Here is a 15074-nt window from a genome sequence, read left to right as displayed (position 1 = left end):
GATTTCTAGCCAAATACCGAAACTACAAGTTTCACCATAAAATATAAATAGGTACAAAACCGTAGAACCCCAGATTTTTGTAAAATTCAGCTATAAGATCAATCGATATGAAAGTATTACCTTTTAAAATACCGAAACCGGAACATGACGCTCTGGTCTATCAGGAAGACATTGGGCTGTCATTCTATGACCAATTACACCAACATGAAGAAATCCAGTTGAGCTATATCATTGAAGGTGAGGGCAAGTTGATTGTTGGAGATACCATCAATTTCTATAAGCCCAATGATATTTTGGTCATTGGCAGTTATCTACCCCATCTTCTTAAAAGTGATACCAGTGCTTATAAGACATCGCAGATGTTAAGTTTGTTCTTTACAAAAGATTCTTTTGGCGAAAAATTTTTTGAACTGGAAGAGACTAAGAGTTTACAGGCATTCTTTATGCGAGCCACACATGGTTTTAAAGTAAATTCAGAGAAAGAGGAAATGGCCAACTTATTCCTAAAATTAAGATTGTCTGAAAAACTCGACCAGTTTTTAATTTTGTTGGAATTATTAAAAATGACATCTACCTGTGACTACAAAAGCTTATCCTCTTTTGTTTATGACAAGCAGTACACGGACCACGAAGGCAATCGAATGCGAAATATCTTTGAATTCACAATGAGCCATTTTAACACCAATATTACTTTAGAAGCGGTCTCAGAAAAGGCCAACATGACCAAGAATGCCTTCTGTAAATACTTTAAAAAAAGAACGAATAAAACGTATTTTCAGTTCTTGACCGAATTACGCGTAGAGCATGCCACTAAGTTATTGCTATCAAACAACAAATTTACCATTGCCGAAATCGCCTATGAATCTGGATTTAAAAACATATCCAATTTTAATAGACAGTTTAAGGAAATTAAGAAAAACACACCTTCTGAGTTCAGAAAGGAAAGAGCTTAATTTTTTATATTGGTAGGGTAGGCAAAAAGCACTTAGGTGATTTAAAAACAGCACCCTATAGATTATCTGAATTTCCGAATGTTGGTCAAAAGTTTCTGTTAAGACAACCTCCGAAAACCCAGACTATAAAACACAGTACGCACTTGGCTCATTATACCGCTATTTGAATTATACAAAGTCTTCTTTCCATCGGAATGTTCAGAAGTTAATTGTACGCAAAAAATATAAAAACCAAGATCTATATATTATTCCCCAAATGGATTGTCAATGGAATGCATGGGTTGTGTAAACCATTTTGGTCCTTGCTCAGTCATGTAAATATGATCTTCAAGGCGAATCCCAAATTCATCTGGCACGCAAAGCATTGGCTCTATACTAAAACACATTCCAGGTTCTATAACAGTCTCTTCATTTCTTATGACATAAGGCCACTCGTGAATATCCAAACCAATACCATGCCCTGTACGATGTGGCAGTCCGGGCAATTCATAATCTGGTCCGAGGCCATGCGCTTCTATAACCACCCGCGATGCATTATCAATGGAAGAAAATGTGTTTCCTAACTGTGCAGCATCAAAAGCTGCCAATTGGGTTTCTTTTTCTATATTCCAAATACGTCTTTGCGATGCTTTTATGGTTCCGTACACATAGGTGCGAGTAATATCCGAGAGGTAACCATGCAATTCGCAACCGGTATCTATCAGAACCATTTCGCCGTCTTCCAAGTCTTTAGGTGTCTTAACCCCATGCGGAAATGAGGTATCCACGCCAAACAAGACGATACAAAAATAGGACCCTGACGGAATACCGTATCTTTTATGTGCTTCGTGAATGAAGTCAGTAACTTCTTTAGCGCTTATGCCCACATGCAAAATTCTTGCTACGGCTTTTTGCACCTCCAAAGTAATATTCATGACATGTTGAATAATCGCGATTTCAGCTTCCGATTTTACCATTCGGCATCCCGCAGTGATCGGTTTAGAATTAACAAGTTCAAATTTTGAATTTGCTTTTGCAATACCATCACTAATAAAAAACGGCGTACTTTCATCAATAAGGATAACACCCTTATCCACGCCATTTTCTGAGCATACCTGAGCCAATAATTGATAGGGACTTTCGTGTTCCTCCCAACCATGAATGACACCTTCAACCTCCATAAAATCTAAAATTGTCCCTCTTTCAAAATTTGGCGCGATATAGTGTAAACTTCCATCAGGAAATAATAAAGCTCCGACCATACGTTCGCTGGAACTCCATTTGGTTCCGGTAAAATAATACAGGTTTGTCCCTGCATCTAAATACATGACTTCCCCTTTATGTTCTTGCATTAATTTACACGCTTTATCAATACGTGCATAAAACTCACTTTTTTGTATTGGCTTTACTAAATGTGCCTTAGGCGTGATAGCATTTAATTCGGCTTCAATTGTACTACCGCCGATTCCTGTTGTTTTCATAAATTATTAAATTTTAAAAAGTTCTGTCTGGGTGAAACGGATCAAGGTTCAATGAGGTCTTCTTGTTTGAAATCACCTCCGAAACCAATTTACCCGTAGCAGGACCCAGCCCCCACCCCATCATGGCATGTCCTGTTGCAATGGTCAAGTTAAAACACTTTTTTGACCTTCCTATATAAGGCAACCCGTCAGGTGAGACTGGACGCAACCCTGACTGTGCATTATTTTTATCTTCCTGACTCAATGTGATTTCAGGATAATACTTGCTTACGGCATGAGCAATGGCATTAACTCTTGCTTTATTTATTTGTTGATTAATCCCGGCTATTTCCATAGTCCCAGCAAAGCGGGTGAATCCATGCATTGGCGTAACCGCAACTTTAGCTTCAGACAGTATGGCTGGAATGGATATCCCCGTATCTTGATCAGTATTAACACGATATCCTTTTCCCGCCTGTAATAGCAATTGCAAAGATAGTTTTTTACTTAGGAATGAACTCCACGAACCCGCTGCAAGAACAAATTCGTCGGCTCGATAATTTTTTATATTTGTTGATATAGATGTGATATATCCATTTACCATCTTAAAATCGCTCACTTTTTCATTGGTAAAAAATGCCACCCTCGATTCTTTTAAATAGGTCTTCATGTCGCTCATAAACTCTTGAGGGGTCATGTGTGAATCACATTTATAATAAGTTGCTCCTTTCACATTTAACTGGACATTAGGCTGTAGTTTTTTCAAATGGTCCAGACCGATTTCTGAAGCCTCTAAACCTATTTGGCGCGCTAACTCGGCTACTTTAACTTCTTCTTCAAGCATTCTTTCCGACTGACAGAGCATCAACAAGCCTTTATTTTCCAGTTGAAACTGAAAACCTTCATCTTGCTTTATACTACTGTATAGTTCTTGGCTCAACAGCGTAACGTCTCTAATTATCGGGATGGATTTGTTTACATGTTTGGCGGTACAGGATTTATTGAACGCCAAGGTCCATTTCATGAAATCGACATCCAATCGTGGTTTGATATACAAAGGACTTGATTTATTGAACATCCATTTAATTCCTTGCCGCATTACCCCTGGCGCTGACAAGGGAATAAAATGGCTCGGCGATAAGAAGCCTGCATTTACATAAGAAGCGCCCATATCTAAATTGGATTGATCTATAATGGATACGTTATGTCCTGCTTTGTGAAGATAATATGCAGAGCACAACCCGATAATTCCGCCGCCAATAATAATGACTTCCTTGTTCATTTATTCAAAATTAGATTCTCAAATTGGCTTTGCCCCCAAAAGAATAAAAAAATCTTTTACCCTAAAGGATTTTCAAATGACCTGAAACCCTAAAGCGTACGGATCGTCATCATCAATTATAATAGTATTGTACCCATACACTTTGGCCCAGCCTTGTACGCTTGGAATAATTGCAGGTTTGCCATCTAACGTGGTTGCTTTAACGATCTTCCCAATAAATTTACTTCCTATAAAGCTTTCGTGGATGAACTCCTCTCCTATTTTTAGAGTGCCCTTTGCATAGCGTTGTGCCATTACAGCGGAGGTTCCTGTGCCGCAAGGGCTTCTATCAATAGCTTTATCGCCATAAAATACCGCATTTTTTGATGTTGATGTAGCATCAGTTGGTTTTCCGGTCCAAAGTATATGTGACACATCTTTAATAGAATCATTCTCTGGATGGATAAACATGTTTGGATATTTTTGGTTAATTTCATCCCTCAATATCTGAGAATATTGAATCAACTTAACCGCGGTAAAATTGTTTACACCTGAAAAGTTTGGCTGTGGATCTATTATGGCATAATAGTTTCCGCCATAAGCTACATCAAAAGTCAGTGCTCCCAATTCAGGACAATCAATGTTCAAACCTTCAGCCGCCAGATAACTCTTAACATTGATCAAACGCACCCAATCCACTTTAGTTCCAGTGGTGCTATATTCAACCTCCACCAGGCCTGCAGGAGCCTCCATCCTAATCTTACCAGGCACCTTTGGCGTAATCAAACCTTCTTCAATAGCTATGGTTATAGTACCAATTGTACCATGTCCGCACATCGGCAAACAGCCTGAGGTCTCAATAAATAAAATGGCAAAATCATTTTCAGGATTATGAGGCGGATAGAGGATACTGCCACTCATAATATCGTGTCCACGAGGTTCAAACATCAGGCCTCTCCGAATCCAATCGAATTCTTTTAAAAAATGTAATCGTTTTTGACTCATCGTTTCTCCAATCAGATGAGGACCGCCTTCTTTAATTACTCTTACTGGATTTCCGCAGGTATGTGCGTCAATACAAACAAATGTACTTCTACTCATTGCTTTATTAAATTATTTAAGGCAATTGACATCGCTATAGTCCTTAATCGATTGGGAGCTTCAAATCATAGTTTTTAACCTATCAAAACAGTATGTTACAAAAAACAAACAGATAAAATAGCGATGAATTATGATGTTTTCAACGTGTCCGTGTCATCTTTACGAAAATCGTTCTATAATTTATCATTAACATTTCTAGTAATATTACCTCAATGCAGCTGGTAACAACTCTTTAGGAAACGATTGATAACTCACCGGCCGCACCCATCTTTTTATGGAATTGGTTCCTACCGCAGTAAATCTTGAATCGGTCGATGCGGGATAGGGACCGCCATGTTGCATTGACGGACACACCTCAACCCCTGTAGGAACACCGTTAAAAATGATTCGTCCAACTCTATTTTCAAGCGCATCAATGACCTCATGTAGATTCTGATAATCTTCTTTTTCGGCAATAATGGTACCCGTTAATTGGCCTTCCAATCCATTGATGATTTTGATCAACTCCTCCTGATCCTTAGCGCTGACCACCAATGCAAATGGACCAAAAGCTTCAAGGTGCAACTTAGGGTTTGCCAAAAATTCCTTTCCTGAAACACTTGCAATCTGTGATGGCGCATGATTGTCATCAATTGCGCATTCCACCTTTCCAACAACCTCTGTTCCTGATTGAGAAGATACTATGTTTACATTATCAACAAATGCTTTTTTGATATCTGGATGCAGCATATATTGCGGATCGATAGCTGTTGTTTTTTGGGCTAAATCTTTTATAAATTGATCAGTCCTATCACCTTCAACAGTCAATAATAAACCTGGTTTTGTACAAAATTGTCCAGCTCCCATTGTTATTGAGCCGGCAAAGGCAGTTGCAACAGCATCCGATCTATTTGCTAATGCTTTCGGGGTGATGATTACTGGATTGATACTTCCCATTTCCGCAAAAACAGGAATAGGCTCTTTACGTTGTGCGGCAATATCAAAAAGCGCGCGACCGCCAGAAATACTCCCCGTAAAACCTACTGCTTTCACCTTATCATGCTTTACCAATTTAACACCAACGGTTCTTCCACGACCCATAATATTTGAAAAGACGCCGTTCGGCATTCCAGTTTTATCCGCCGCTTTAATAATAGCCGAAGCCACCAACTCTGCTGTGCCCGAATGCATGGCATGTGCTTTAACAATAACTGGGCATCCCGCAGCTAATGCGCTAGCAGTATCTCCTCCAGCCGTCGAAAAAGCCAAAGGAAAGTTACTTGCGGCAAAAACCACTACTGGACCTATGGGTATTAGAGTGCGTCTGATATCATCCTTTGGCATGGGCGTTCGTTCTGGCACAGCTTCGTCAATGGTGTTCTCTCTCCACTCTTCACTGGATACTAAGTCTGCAAAAGATCGCAGTTGAAATACTGTCCGTCCCCGCTCACCAATGGCCCTGGCTTCAGGAAGTCCAGATTCTGTTGTGTAAACATCCAACAACTCTTGGTCCAGCGCTAAAATCTCATCGGCAATAGCATTCAAAAATGCTGCTCTTTTCTTCCCAGCAACTTTCCGATAAGATTTAAAAGCACTCCAAGCCAATGCAACGGCCTCATCAACTTCATCAGAAGTAGCTTCATAAAATGCCGTTGGATTTTGAGTATTAAGTCTTGGGTTTATCGTTTTGTGTGTTTTATCACCACTGGCCTTTAAGGTATTGCCTATATAGTTTTTTCCTGTTATCATTTGTCATTGTTTTTTTAATGAGCTGATCCTCTATCAATTACTATCGAATAATTCCTAAATATTCTTATTATCAAGATGAGTGCTACGATAATCTCAATATTGCAAATCGATGGCTCCATCCATTTTAAGAATTGGAATCTGAGCCCAACATTTTACATTAATACAAATTTAGAGGCTGGCCGAGGATAATATTAATAGACTATTATCCATAACTAATACTATAATATCGTATTGTAAAATTTCAACATATCGTGGATTTAAAAGTAGTATTGGCGGGGAGCTGCTTCTATTGTGCTCAAGGTTGAAAACAAAGAATCGACTTAAACAGATTGAAGACCTCTGCTTTCGCAGGAATGTTAACGAACTCATTATTACCTATAGTCCCAAATTTACATAGTGGCCTATATATTAATCAGTAAGGGCGTAGGGGGCGGATTTTATCTGTTTCCATTCTTTGCGGCACTAGTGACAAACGAGCACTAACTTGGGTAATTTCTTCAACTGTTGCAGGTATTTAAAGGAAAAAGGTATATTTTCGCTCTTTTAAAAATTTAAAACACAAATCTTATGAAAGAACTTATTGAGAACATGCAAAGCACTTACGAATCATTTGAAAATGACGCTAAGACACAGCTAGAAAGCGGAAATAAATCAGCGGGAACAAGAGCGAGAAAATCATCATTGGCCTTAGAGAAATTATTGAAAGAATTTCGTAAGGTTTCAATAGCGGAATCAAAAAAATAAGCATTAAGTGTCCTGTAAGAGTCCTACTCAAAAGGAATAGAACTTAATGTTTATTAAAAAAGAGTCAAAAACCCCTTCAGCCTTGAAGGGGTTTTTTATATGTGTATTTTTCGATCTCAAATAAATAGACTTTTGGAAGATTACCAAATTTTCCAGCCTTTAAGAGACCGTTTTCTGCTGAAACACCTATGCCGGCACCCAATGTGAGAAAAATTGTTACTCAAACCCCTCCGAATGGTCCAAATTATGGTTCTAATTTAGTTTCAGCAATGGCAGAATATTGACGAGATGCGATAAAGCAAAATCAACTTGGCTACGTAAAAATCTCTTATCTAAAAGGCTTTTAAATTTTGATTCACTTTATCAATTAGGCGTTCATTGAACACGATGTCTTGAGAAGGATGTGTTATTTCAATAGCTATCCTTTTAATTCTCTTATCTTCATAAGGACACGTAATTCCGCTGTCTTGAGCCGAAACCCCATCGAAAGAAAATAAACTAAAATTATAGCCAATGATTACGGTGGAAGCTTTTCCAATTCAATACAGTTATATTACACATTAGTTACTATTTTTTAACGTTAGACTTGTGTATGTTTTCATCACAGATGCCTAAGATTTTTTACCGTTTATGTCCTTTCTATTATTGAGATTCTTGTGGAATCGTTAGCTTACAAAATAATTTTATAGCTTATCGTATCCTTTAAACTTCGGACTCACGACACGCTTCCATTCTGGATTTTTCTTTATGTATGCAAATATGTAAGGACAAAAAGGAAGTACCATGACGTTCTCATTTTCAAGATAAGTCAGCGTTTTCTCAACTACGGCCGCCGCCGCTCCTTTTCCTCTCAGTTCTGGCTCCGTTTCGGTATGCACTAACGCCATTTGGCTGCCATATTCCTTATAGTCTATAAACGCGAAGTGTCCGTCAATTTCTATTTCAAAACGTTTTTTATCTTCGTTTTTAACTAATGGAATGTCAATATATTCTGTTTTCATATTTATAATTTAAAGCATTTGAATAAAACCACTTATCCTTTAATGATACCGTCTAAAACAGTTCCTTCAAGTATTTCATATTAGATTTTGCTGTATCAATCACCTCAGCAACTTGGCCGTTCAGCATCAATTTTCCCATACTTTTTGTGAATCCCTTTATTTGATCAAATTCCACTTTTGGAGGCATGGCCAAGGCGTCAGGGTCTGTAAAAATGTTTATGAGCGCAGGACCATCATGCGCAAATGCCTCCTGCAAGGTGCTTTTTACATTTTGGCATTCATCCACATTCCAAGCTTTAATATCCATGGCTTCTGCAACCTTTGCAAAATCAGGGTTTTTCATATCAGTTTGCCAATCGGGATATCCAGCAACCAGCATTTCCACTTTAACCATTCCCAAAGACCTATTGTTAAATACAATAATTTTTACAGGAATGTTGTATTGGCTTATCGTCATCAAATCGCCCAAAAGCATACTAATACCACCGTCGCCACAAAGTGCTATGACTTGTCTGTCTGGGTGCGATAATCCCGCACCAATAGCCATTGGCATAGCATTGGCCATGGAACCATGGTTAAATGAACCCGTGAGGTACCGATTGCGTTTACCCTTAATGTATCGTGCCGCCCAAACCGCTGACATTCCGGTATCGACCGTAAATATAGCATCGTCGGCAGCCACATCATCAATTATAGAGGCCGCAAATTCAGGATGAATATTTTTTTCCTCGGATTTTGCCGCTACATAGGAAGCATATTTTTCTTCTTGCTCGTCATGTAATTTTCGCATGTCTTTTAAAAACCCGTCATCTGATTTTTTATCCAACATCGGAATTAAGGCTTCCAAAGTGTCTTTAATTTTTCCTGCATAGCCATAATCTACTTTTGCTCGTCTGCCAATGCGTTCGGGCTTATCATCAATTTGAATGATGGTATTGTCTTCCGGCAGAAAATCTGTATAAGGAAAATCAGTACCCAATAAAATTAGGAGATCAGCTTCCTGCATCGCCTTAAACCCTGATTTACTTCCCAACAACCCGTTCAAGCCTACCGCATAAGGATTGCTTGTTTTATCAAAGAATATTTTACCTCGAAAACTATAACCCATCGGTGCATTTAACTGTTCAGAAAGCTGCATGGCTTCTGCTTGAGCGTCTTTGCAGCCATAACCACAGAACAACATGACTTTTTTGTTAGCATTGATCACCTCTGCCAGTTGTTCCATTTCTTCCTGTCCTGGAATAAGTCTGGAATTTGTGTAGAAATTTTTATTGGCAGTGGTTATATGAGTCACTTCAGACTCTGACACATCGCCAGGCAAGCCCACCACTGCAACGCCTCTGTCTTGGATGGCATGTTGAATAGCTGATTGAAATGCATTAGCCGCCTGCTCTGGCGTGTTGGCCATCACACAATATTTACTGCAATCGCCAAATAATTTGACGACGTTGGTTTCCTGAAAATTATCCATCCCAAATTTATCGGTAGTAATAGTGGTAGCAATGGCAATTACAGGGTTTCCTGAACGGTTAGCGTCATATAGACCGTTGATTAAATGAACGTGACCCGGTCCGCTGCTGCCCATACAGCAACCTATACCGTCCAATTCTGCATCCATAGATGCTGCATAGGCTCCAGCTTCTTCATGACGAACGTGAATCCACTCCAATCTGCCATCCCTTCTTACTGCGTCATTAATGGGATTTAAACTATCACCCGTGACTGCATATAATCTTTTAACACCCGCATTTACTAAGTTTTCTACGAGTAAATCTGCTACTTTCTTTGCCATGCCTTTCTATTTTTGATTTTTATGTGAAAAATGAGATAAACTTTTGAAAATCATTTATCGGAATACAGAATATGACTTAATCTTGTTTTTCTTTAACTCAAAAGATGAAATTCTTAATCGGTTCTAAAAAACACTAATATTGGCAGGTTCATTAGACTTAATAAAGCATGCGCAGGGAATGGAAAATAGCTGCACTGAATCTTTGATTTCTTGCCTACGAATTGATGGAAAGACTGAGGACCTCCTTATTCCCTGCTCTCTTTTTATAATGGACTGAATTGGTGTGAGGTGGATGAATTGGAGATGAGGTTGGCGGTGCAAGTTAGTGGCCCATAGACTGCGCTCAGGGTGACAATGGATCATAGATTGGCTTGGAATGTTTTATGGAACAATGTAGAGATTGCTTCGCTTTGCTCGCAATGACGGAACGAGTTACGAACTACTTATTACCTGCCCTTAAAAAATAGTGATACAGTTTGATGTGATTCGCAATAGAATGTTTTTAACTAGAAAAGGAATTAAGACCCTGCTTAGGCAGGCGCTTGGCTGTCAATCCCGATGGCTATCGGGATTGACAGCCAAGACAAAAACTTAAATAGTAGAAAGTTGAATCTTATGATCTGAGAACGACAGGGTATCGCAAACGCTAAAAATCCGTTATCATCCTGTATTGCTAAAGGCATAGAAACTCTAATTATAAATAATGGATTGATAAATTAGTAAGTTCATTATGAAAAGCATTTAATTAGCATGAAAACGAATTATTATTCTGCAGTAAACATGAAAAAGGTTTACTGACCAATAAATCTGGATTTGAATATTATTTTCGAATTAATTCATAATTTGTGCTTCTTCCCCCCGCTGCTTCCTTTTGCAAAATCTCTTTTTCTATCAGATCATTGATGTCGCGTATGGCGGTGTCCTTTGAGCATTTAGCGATCTTGGCCCATTTGGAGGAGATCAGTTTTCCGTCGAAGCCATCAAGAATTTTATTTAATAATTTTTTCTGACGTTCGTTTATTGCTGTTTCAGCATGTTTAATTGCGCTTGATCCGGATTCGTTGCGCGCTTACAGTAAAGCTCCGCTTAGAAAATCATTAAAACAAAAAAAACGCTCAAGTAAACTTGGCGTTTTTTATTTTTTTTGATTTATTCGTGACCTCGACAGGATTCAAACCCTGTCACGCAAACCCTCTTGTACAAAGGCTTTGTCAAAATTTCCTATTATGAGGTAGCCTGATAGCTACCACGGGGATTGATTTTCAATTTGTTTGTTAGACTTTCAATCTTAAGTTAAAGATAGGTAATTAAATAAGAAAATTAAGTTATTTCAAAATATCGAAATTATTTTGCCAAAATAATGCCTAACCTTCCACAAAATTAAGTCTATGTTCACACTAGAAGTTCTTGATTCAATCCTAGAATGTCATGTTTATCAGCAGCAACATCCACCGTAACAAAGTAAAAAAGATCAAACAAAAGTTTAACAAATAATGGTTTTCAATCAACCCTATTTACTAAATCCTCACTCGATCTGATAAACCCCGTCCTTATGACTGTCATGTTCCTGAGGCAGAGCTCCTCTATTATTCAGAAGGCATATTTCAAAAGGAAATCAATGATTGTTAAGAAAATCCATTTGACTTCCAGATTGTTGGCAATTGCCAATGAATCTTACAGGCAATAATCTCAGTACATTATTGCAACTAAACCAGTAACTTTAAGTAACATCTGGGATGCGCCTGTCTCGTTTAACATAAAAATATAGATCCACCAAAGAATAGTGATGGTGGCATAAATTTCCTTTTGGATGATAATCGGAATATTACTTAGTGAAACATCCCGTATAACCTCACCAAACCTGGCCGTAATTGTTCCTAGCGCACTACAATCTATAGGCTATAATTTCAAAATAATTCTTGTTTAAATACGCACTACTGTAAAAAATCCCAAACCTATGGAATCAAACCTCAAAAGTGTATTATGTAGTTTTTGATTACGTTGGGAAAGCTTGTTTCTGAACGCAGATAAGCATGACTCAATACACGTATTTTAAAGGTGCTTTATACAAATAAAAAATTGGGTCTCAATCAGTAAGTAGAAAAAATCTCCCCTCATGAGTTTGGAAAATAATTGAAGGTATCTCTAACGCTTTCCAGACTTTCAACAATTACACCCCAAATCACTTCTCAAACTCGCATGAAAAACAGAAGGAGAAAGCCCTTGTGTAAATGGGAGTACGACCGTTTATACCGTCTATGTAAAGCTAAGAATATTCTTTGAGTAGAAATTGAATCATGCCGTTTTGTTTGAGTGGACGCTATTTTAAGGTAGGATGAGGACAGCAGTTGTTGATGTTTTACCTCAGGGCTGGCGCGATTTTTTGCTCGTAGGTGGGAAAGGCAGTATTCATCCGAGCAACTACGTCTTTTATGACATGATCTGGCTTTTTACCTTTGGTGGCATAAACTATATGTATTATGACAAAAAAGGAGAATGATTTGTGGATGCGTAAATTGGTAAAGGAGTTTCTGGACTCTGGTCGGAGTCAAAAAGAGTTTGCCTCTGCCCATGGGATCAAGGAAGGCAAACTTCATTATTGGCGATCAAAATTATCGCGGCCTGTGGATGTAACGGCCGATAAAGGTCCTTCGCATTTCGTTCCTATCGAAGTCGTCCCTGTCCAGGATGGCAGAACCATTTTGATCCGTTGCAAAAACGGGATCGAGATCGAAATCCCAGTATAGATGTTCGCACTTGGTACTTCGCACCGGTTCCAACTCTACAGCCTCCCCACCGATATGCGAAAAAGCTTCGATAGCCTGAGTGGACTTGTCATCAACGATCTGGACCAGAGCCCCGATGACGGTACGGTATATATCTTTATCAACAAGGTCCGCAACAAGGCAAAGTTGTTGCACTGGCAATCGGGAGGGTTTATGCTGTACTACAAAAGGCTGGAATCCGGTACTTTTGAACTTCCCGATTACGATGGATCAGTCGGCAGTCTACGGCTGGATTACGCTCAATTGGTCCTGCTCATCGATGGGATCTCCATTACCAATATAACCAGGAGAAAACGTTACAAAAAAACGTGATATTAGGTTGTTTTTTAACAGGGCAATTTTTATCTTAGCCCTGCTATGACCTATCAAGAGCTGCTTGTCGAGAACCGGGACCTTCAAAAAAAGGAGAAGGCCTCCACGGCCAGAATAGTTTCCTTGGAACATCAACTGGCACAGCTCTACAAACTCATAAGTGGATTCAAATCCGAGAGTTTCATATCCCAAGCTGTGGTCGACCAGTTATCGCTCTTTTCAGGGGATGATTCCCCAGAAACCGTAGAAGAGACCCCGCAAGAGACCATTACCTATTCCAGGGACAAGAAAAAACACAATGGGCGCAATGCACTGCCCGAACATCTGCCGGTCAGGGAAATCACCATCGAGCCCGAAGAGGATACCACGGGACTGAAGAAGATCGGGGAAGAGGTCACCGAAACCTTGGAATACACTCCCGCAAGCCTTATCAAAAGAAGGACGATCCGGCCCAAGTATGCCAAAGCGGATGGAGAGGGCGTACTGATCGCGGCACTTCCTACCCGTCCCATCGACAAATCGATAGCCGAGGCCTGTTTACTGGCACACATCCTGGTGGGCAAATATATCGATCACCTTCCGTTCTACCGGCAGATCCAAATGTTCAAACGGGACTTTGGATGGGAACCCGCACAGAGCACCATGAGCGACTGGATGGCCAGTTGTTGCCAGCTGCTGGAACCGCTCTACAATACACTGAAACAAAAAATACTGGCCTCCGATTATATCCAGGCCGATGAGAGTCCGATCAAGGTGTTGGATTCCGATAAAAAAGGCAGTACACATCAGGGATATCAATGGGTCTATCACGATCCCGTTCAAAAATTGGTGCTTTTCAATTACCGAAAAGGCCGTGGACAGCACGGCCCCAAAGAATTGCTTGCGGGCTATAGTGGGTATCTGCAATGCGATGGCTATACCGTGTACGATAAAATAGGTACCGACCCCAAGATCGCACTTGCCGGATGTCTGGTACATGCCAGGCGCAAGTTCCACGACGCGCTGGACAGTGATAAAAAACAAGCGGAAAAAGCATTGGCCATCTTTAGGGATATCTATTTGGAAGAACGTAAGATCAAAGAGGAGGCCCAAGATGATCTTGAAGCCCGAAAAAGACAACGAGACATAAGGATCAAGCCGCTATTGGTACAGATCAAAACGTGGATCGAAGGGCAACAATTCAGAGTGCTGCCGCAAAGTCCCATCGGCAAGGCGATGACCTACTTCATCAATCAATACCCAAAACTGGAGGCCATATTTGAGGATGGACGCATCGAACTTGACAATAACCTGATCGAAAATGCCATCCGCCCCATGGCCATAGGCAGAAAGAACTTCCTTTTCTGTGGATCACATAAAGCGGCACAAAATGCCGCCATGCTCTATTCTTTCTTCGGTAGCTGCAAGATGCAGGGCGTCAATCCCCGGGAATGGCTAAAGGAGACCCTCGGGCGGATCCCAGATCATAGCATACAAAAACTCGAAGAACTCCTGCCCGGATACCAAAAACAGAACAGCATATGACCAAAGAACAGGTAAAGGAAAAGGAAAAACAATTATTGGAAATAACGGGGGCCTTCTGTGCGCAGAAACTCAATGATGAATACTTCGTACTCTGTGAAAAACTCATCAAAAAGATGGGTAGAAAAAGAGACGTCCCGTTCACAAGGGGAAAATTAGAGATATGGGCGGCAGCTGTGGTCCATGCCATAGGGTCGATAAATTTTTTGTTCGACAGATCCTTCGAGCCGTATATAAGTTCCAAAGAGATGAACGAATACTTCGGGACCAAGGGGGCTACGGTCTCGAGCAAGGCCCGGATCATAAAGGATATGTTCGATCTATGGTATTATAGCCCTGAATTTTCTACCGGTGCCATGCAGGAGAACAGCCCTTTTAACAACATGGTAATGGTCGATGGACTGATATTGCCCTTGGACAACCTTCCAGAACATAT

General features: G+C 39.9%; 14 protein-coding genes. 7 read left to right on the top strand and 7 right to left on the bottom strand.

Translation table 11 applies throughout. The features are described 5' to 3' along the window. The first annotated feature begins 107 nt into the window (after window positions 1-107). Window positions 108-953: an AraC family transcriptional regulator gene (locus H3Z82_RS09120; protein WP_182205195.1), complete on the top strand. Its 846-nt coding sequence runs from the start codon at window positions 108-110 to the stop codon at window positions 951-953. Window positions 954-1198: 245 nt separating this feature from the next. On the opposite strand, the gene H3Z82_RS09115 is transcribed toward H3Z82_RS09120, so the two are convergent. From H3Z82_RS09115 to H3Z82_RS09100, 4 genes are all read right to left on the bottom strand, one after another. Next, window positions 1199-2413 (bottom strand): M24 family metallopeptidase, encoded by a 1215-nt coding sequence (locus H3Z82_RS09115; RefSeq protein WP_182205194.1) that lies wholly within the window; start codon window positions 2411-2413, stop codon window positions 1199-1201. Window positions 2414-2426: 13 nt separating this feature from the next. After that, the gene (locus H3Z82_RS09110; RefSeq protein WP_182205193.1) at window positions 2427-3674 is read right to left on the bottom strand and encodes an NAD(P)/FAD-dependent oxidoreductase; all 1248 of its coding nucleotides are present in this window, start codon (window positions 3672-3674) and stop codon (window positions 2427-2429) included. Window positions 3675-3746: 72 nt separating this feature from the next. Next, window positions 3747-4754: a 4-hydroxyproline epimerase gene (locus H3Z82_RS09105; protein ID WP_182205192.1), complete on the bottom strand. Its 1008-nt coding sequence runs from the start codon at window positions 4752-4754 to the stop codon at window positions 3747-3749. A 204-nt stretch (window positions 4755-4958) separates the two neighbouring features. After that, a complete protein-coding gene (locus H3Z82_RS09100; RefSeq protein WP_182205191.1) occupies window positions 4959-6482 on the bottom strand; it encodes an aldehyde dehydrogenase (NADP(+)) in 1524 nt (507 codons plus the stop codon). Window positions 6483-7049: 567 nt separating this feature from the next. Between H3Z82_RS09100 and H3Z82_RS09095 the strand changes: the two genes are divergently transcribed. Next, window positions 7050-7226, top strand: coding sequence for a histone H1 (locus H3Z82_RS09095; RefSeq protein ID WP_182205190.1), 177 nt, complete (start codon window positions 7050-7052; stop codon window positions 7224-7226). Window positions 7227-7909: 683 nt separating this feature from the next. On the opposite strand, the gene H3Z82_RS09090 is transcribed toward H3Z82_RS09095, so the two are convergent. From H3Z82_RS09090 to H3Z82_RS19810, 3 genes are all read right to left on the bottom strand, one after another. Beyond that, window positions 7910-8227 (bottom strand): GNAT family N-acetyltransferase, encoded by a 318-nt coding sequence (locus tag H3Z82_RS09090; protein ID WP_182205189.1) that lies wholly within the window; start codon window positions 8225-8227, stop codon window positions 7910-7912. A 52-nt stretch (window positions 8228-8279) separates the two neighbouring features. Next, the gene (locus H3Z82_RS09085; RefSeq protein ID WP_182205188.1) at window positions 8280-10019 is read right to left on the bottom strand and encodes a thiamine pyrophosphate-dependent enzyme; all 1740 of its coding nucleotides are present in this window, start codon (window positions 10017-10019) and stop codon (window positions 8280-8282) included. Between the two features lie 1689 nt (window positions 10020-11708). Further along, window positions 11709-11867 carry a trimeric intracellular cation channel family protein gene (locus H3Z82_RS19810; protein WP_394368103.1) on the bottom strand — a complete coding sequence of 53 codons (159 nt, stop codon included), beginning with the start codon at window positions 11865-11867 and terminating at the stop codon, window positions 11709-11711. Window positions 11868-12354: 487 nt separating this feature from the next. Between H3Z82_RS19810 and H3Z82_RS09075 the strand changes: the two genes are divergently transcribed. The 5 genes from H3Z82_RS09075 to H3Z82_RS09055 all read left to right on the top strand — a co-directional run. Beyond that, window positions 12355-12519, top strand: a complete 165-nt coding sequence (locus H3Z82_RS09075) for a hypothetical protein (RefSeq protein ID WP_182205187.1) — start codon at window positions 12355-12357, stop codon at window positions 12517-12519. After that, window positions 12500-12766 (top strand): IS66 family insertion sequence element accessory protein TnpA, encoded by a 267-nt coding sequence (tnpA, locus tag H3Z82_RS09070; RefSeq protein ID WP_182205186.1) that lies wholly within the window; start codon window positions 12500-12502, stop codon window positions 12764-12766. Before H3Z82_RS09075 ends, tnpA begins: the two co-directional genes overlap by 20 nt. Beyond that, window positions 12767-13117 (top strand): IS66 family insertion sequence element accessory protein TnpB, encoded by a 351-nt coding sequence (tnpB, locus tag H3Z82_RS09065; RefSeq protein WP_182205185.1) that lies wholly within the window; start codon window positions 12767-12769, stop codon window positions 13115-13117. It begins immediately after the preceding gene. A gap of 45 nt (window positions 13118-13162) precedes the next feature. Then, window positions 13163-14641 (top strand): IS66 family transposase, encoded by a 1479-nt coding sequence (tnpC, locus tag H3Z82_RS09060; RefSeq protein WP_182205184.1) that lies wholly within the window; start codon window positions 13163-13165, stop codon window positions 14639-14641. Next, a partial coding sequence (locus tag H3Z82_RS09055) for a DUF6398 domain-containing protein (protein ID WP_182205183.1) occupies window positions 14638-15074 on the top strand: 437 nt, incomplete at its 3' end. The genes tnpC and H3Z82_RS09055, both read left to right, overlap by 4 nt.

The sequence above is a fragment of the Gelidibacter maritimus genome (assembly GCF_014062315.1).
GTDB lineage: Bacteria > Bacteroidota > Bacteroidia > Flavobacteriales > Flavobacteriaceae > Gelidibacter > Gelidibacter maritimus.
The sequence above is the reverse complement of the archived record's forward strand: the minus strand, read 5'-3'. Positions and strand labels throughout refer to the sequence as shown.

Bases quoted from the DNA above. Each gene is read 5' to 3' on its own strand.
- H3Z82_RS09100 (WP_182205191.1), bottom strand. From the start codon at position 6,482: ATGATAACAGGAAAAAACTATATAGGCAATACCTTAAAGGCCAGTGGT.
- tnpA (WP_182205186.1), top strand. From the start codon at position 12,500: ATGACAAAAAAGGAGAATGATTTGTGGATGCGTAAATTGGTAAAGGAG.
- H3Z82_RS09105 (WP_182205192.1), bottom strand. From the start codon at position 4,754: ATGAGTAGAAGTACATTTGTTTGTATTGACGCACATACCTGCGGAAAT.
- tnpC (WP_182205184.1), top strand. From the start codon at position 13,163: ATGACCTATCAAGAGCTGCTTGTCGAGAACCGGGACCTTCAAAAAAAG.
- H3Z82_RS09095 (WP_182205190.1), top strand. From the start codon at position 7,050: ATGAAAGAACTTATTGAGAACATGCAAAGCACTTACGAATCATTTGAA.
- H3Z82_RS09085 (WP_182205188.1), bottom strand. From the start codon at position 10,019: ATGGCAAAGAAAGTAGCAGATTTACTCGTAGAAAACTTAGTAAATGCG.
- H3Z82_RS09090 (WP_182205189.1), bottom strand. From the start codon at position 8,227: ATGAAAACAGAATATATTGACATTCCATTAGTTAAAAACGAAGATAAA.
- H3Z82_RS09075 (WP_182205187.1), top strand. From the start codon at position 12,355: ATGAGGACAGCAGTTGTTGATGTTTTACCTCAGGGCTGGCGCGATTTT.
- H3Z82_RS09110 (WP_182205193.1), bottom strand. From the start codon at position 3,674: ATGAACAAGGAAGTCATTATTATTGGCGGCGGAATTATCGGGTTGTGC.
- tnpB (WP_182205185.1), top strand. From the start codon at position 12,767: ATGTTCGCACTTGGTACTTCGCACCGGTTCCAACTCTACAGCCTCCCC.
- H3Z82_RS09115 (WP_182205194.1), bottom strand. From the start codon at position 2,413: ATGAAAACAACAGGAATCGGCGGTAGTACAATTGAAGCCGAATTAAAT.
- H3Z82_RS09120 (WP_182205195.1), top strand. From the start codon at position 108: ATGAAAGTATTACCTTTTAAAATACCGAAACCGGAACATGACGCTCTG.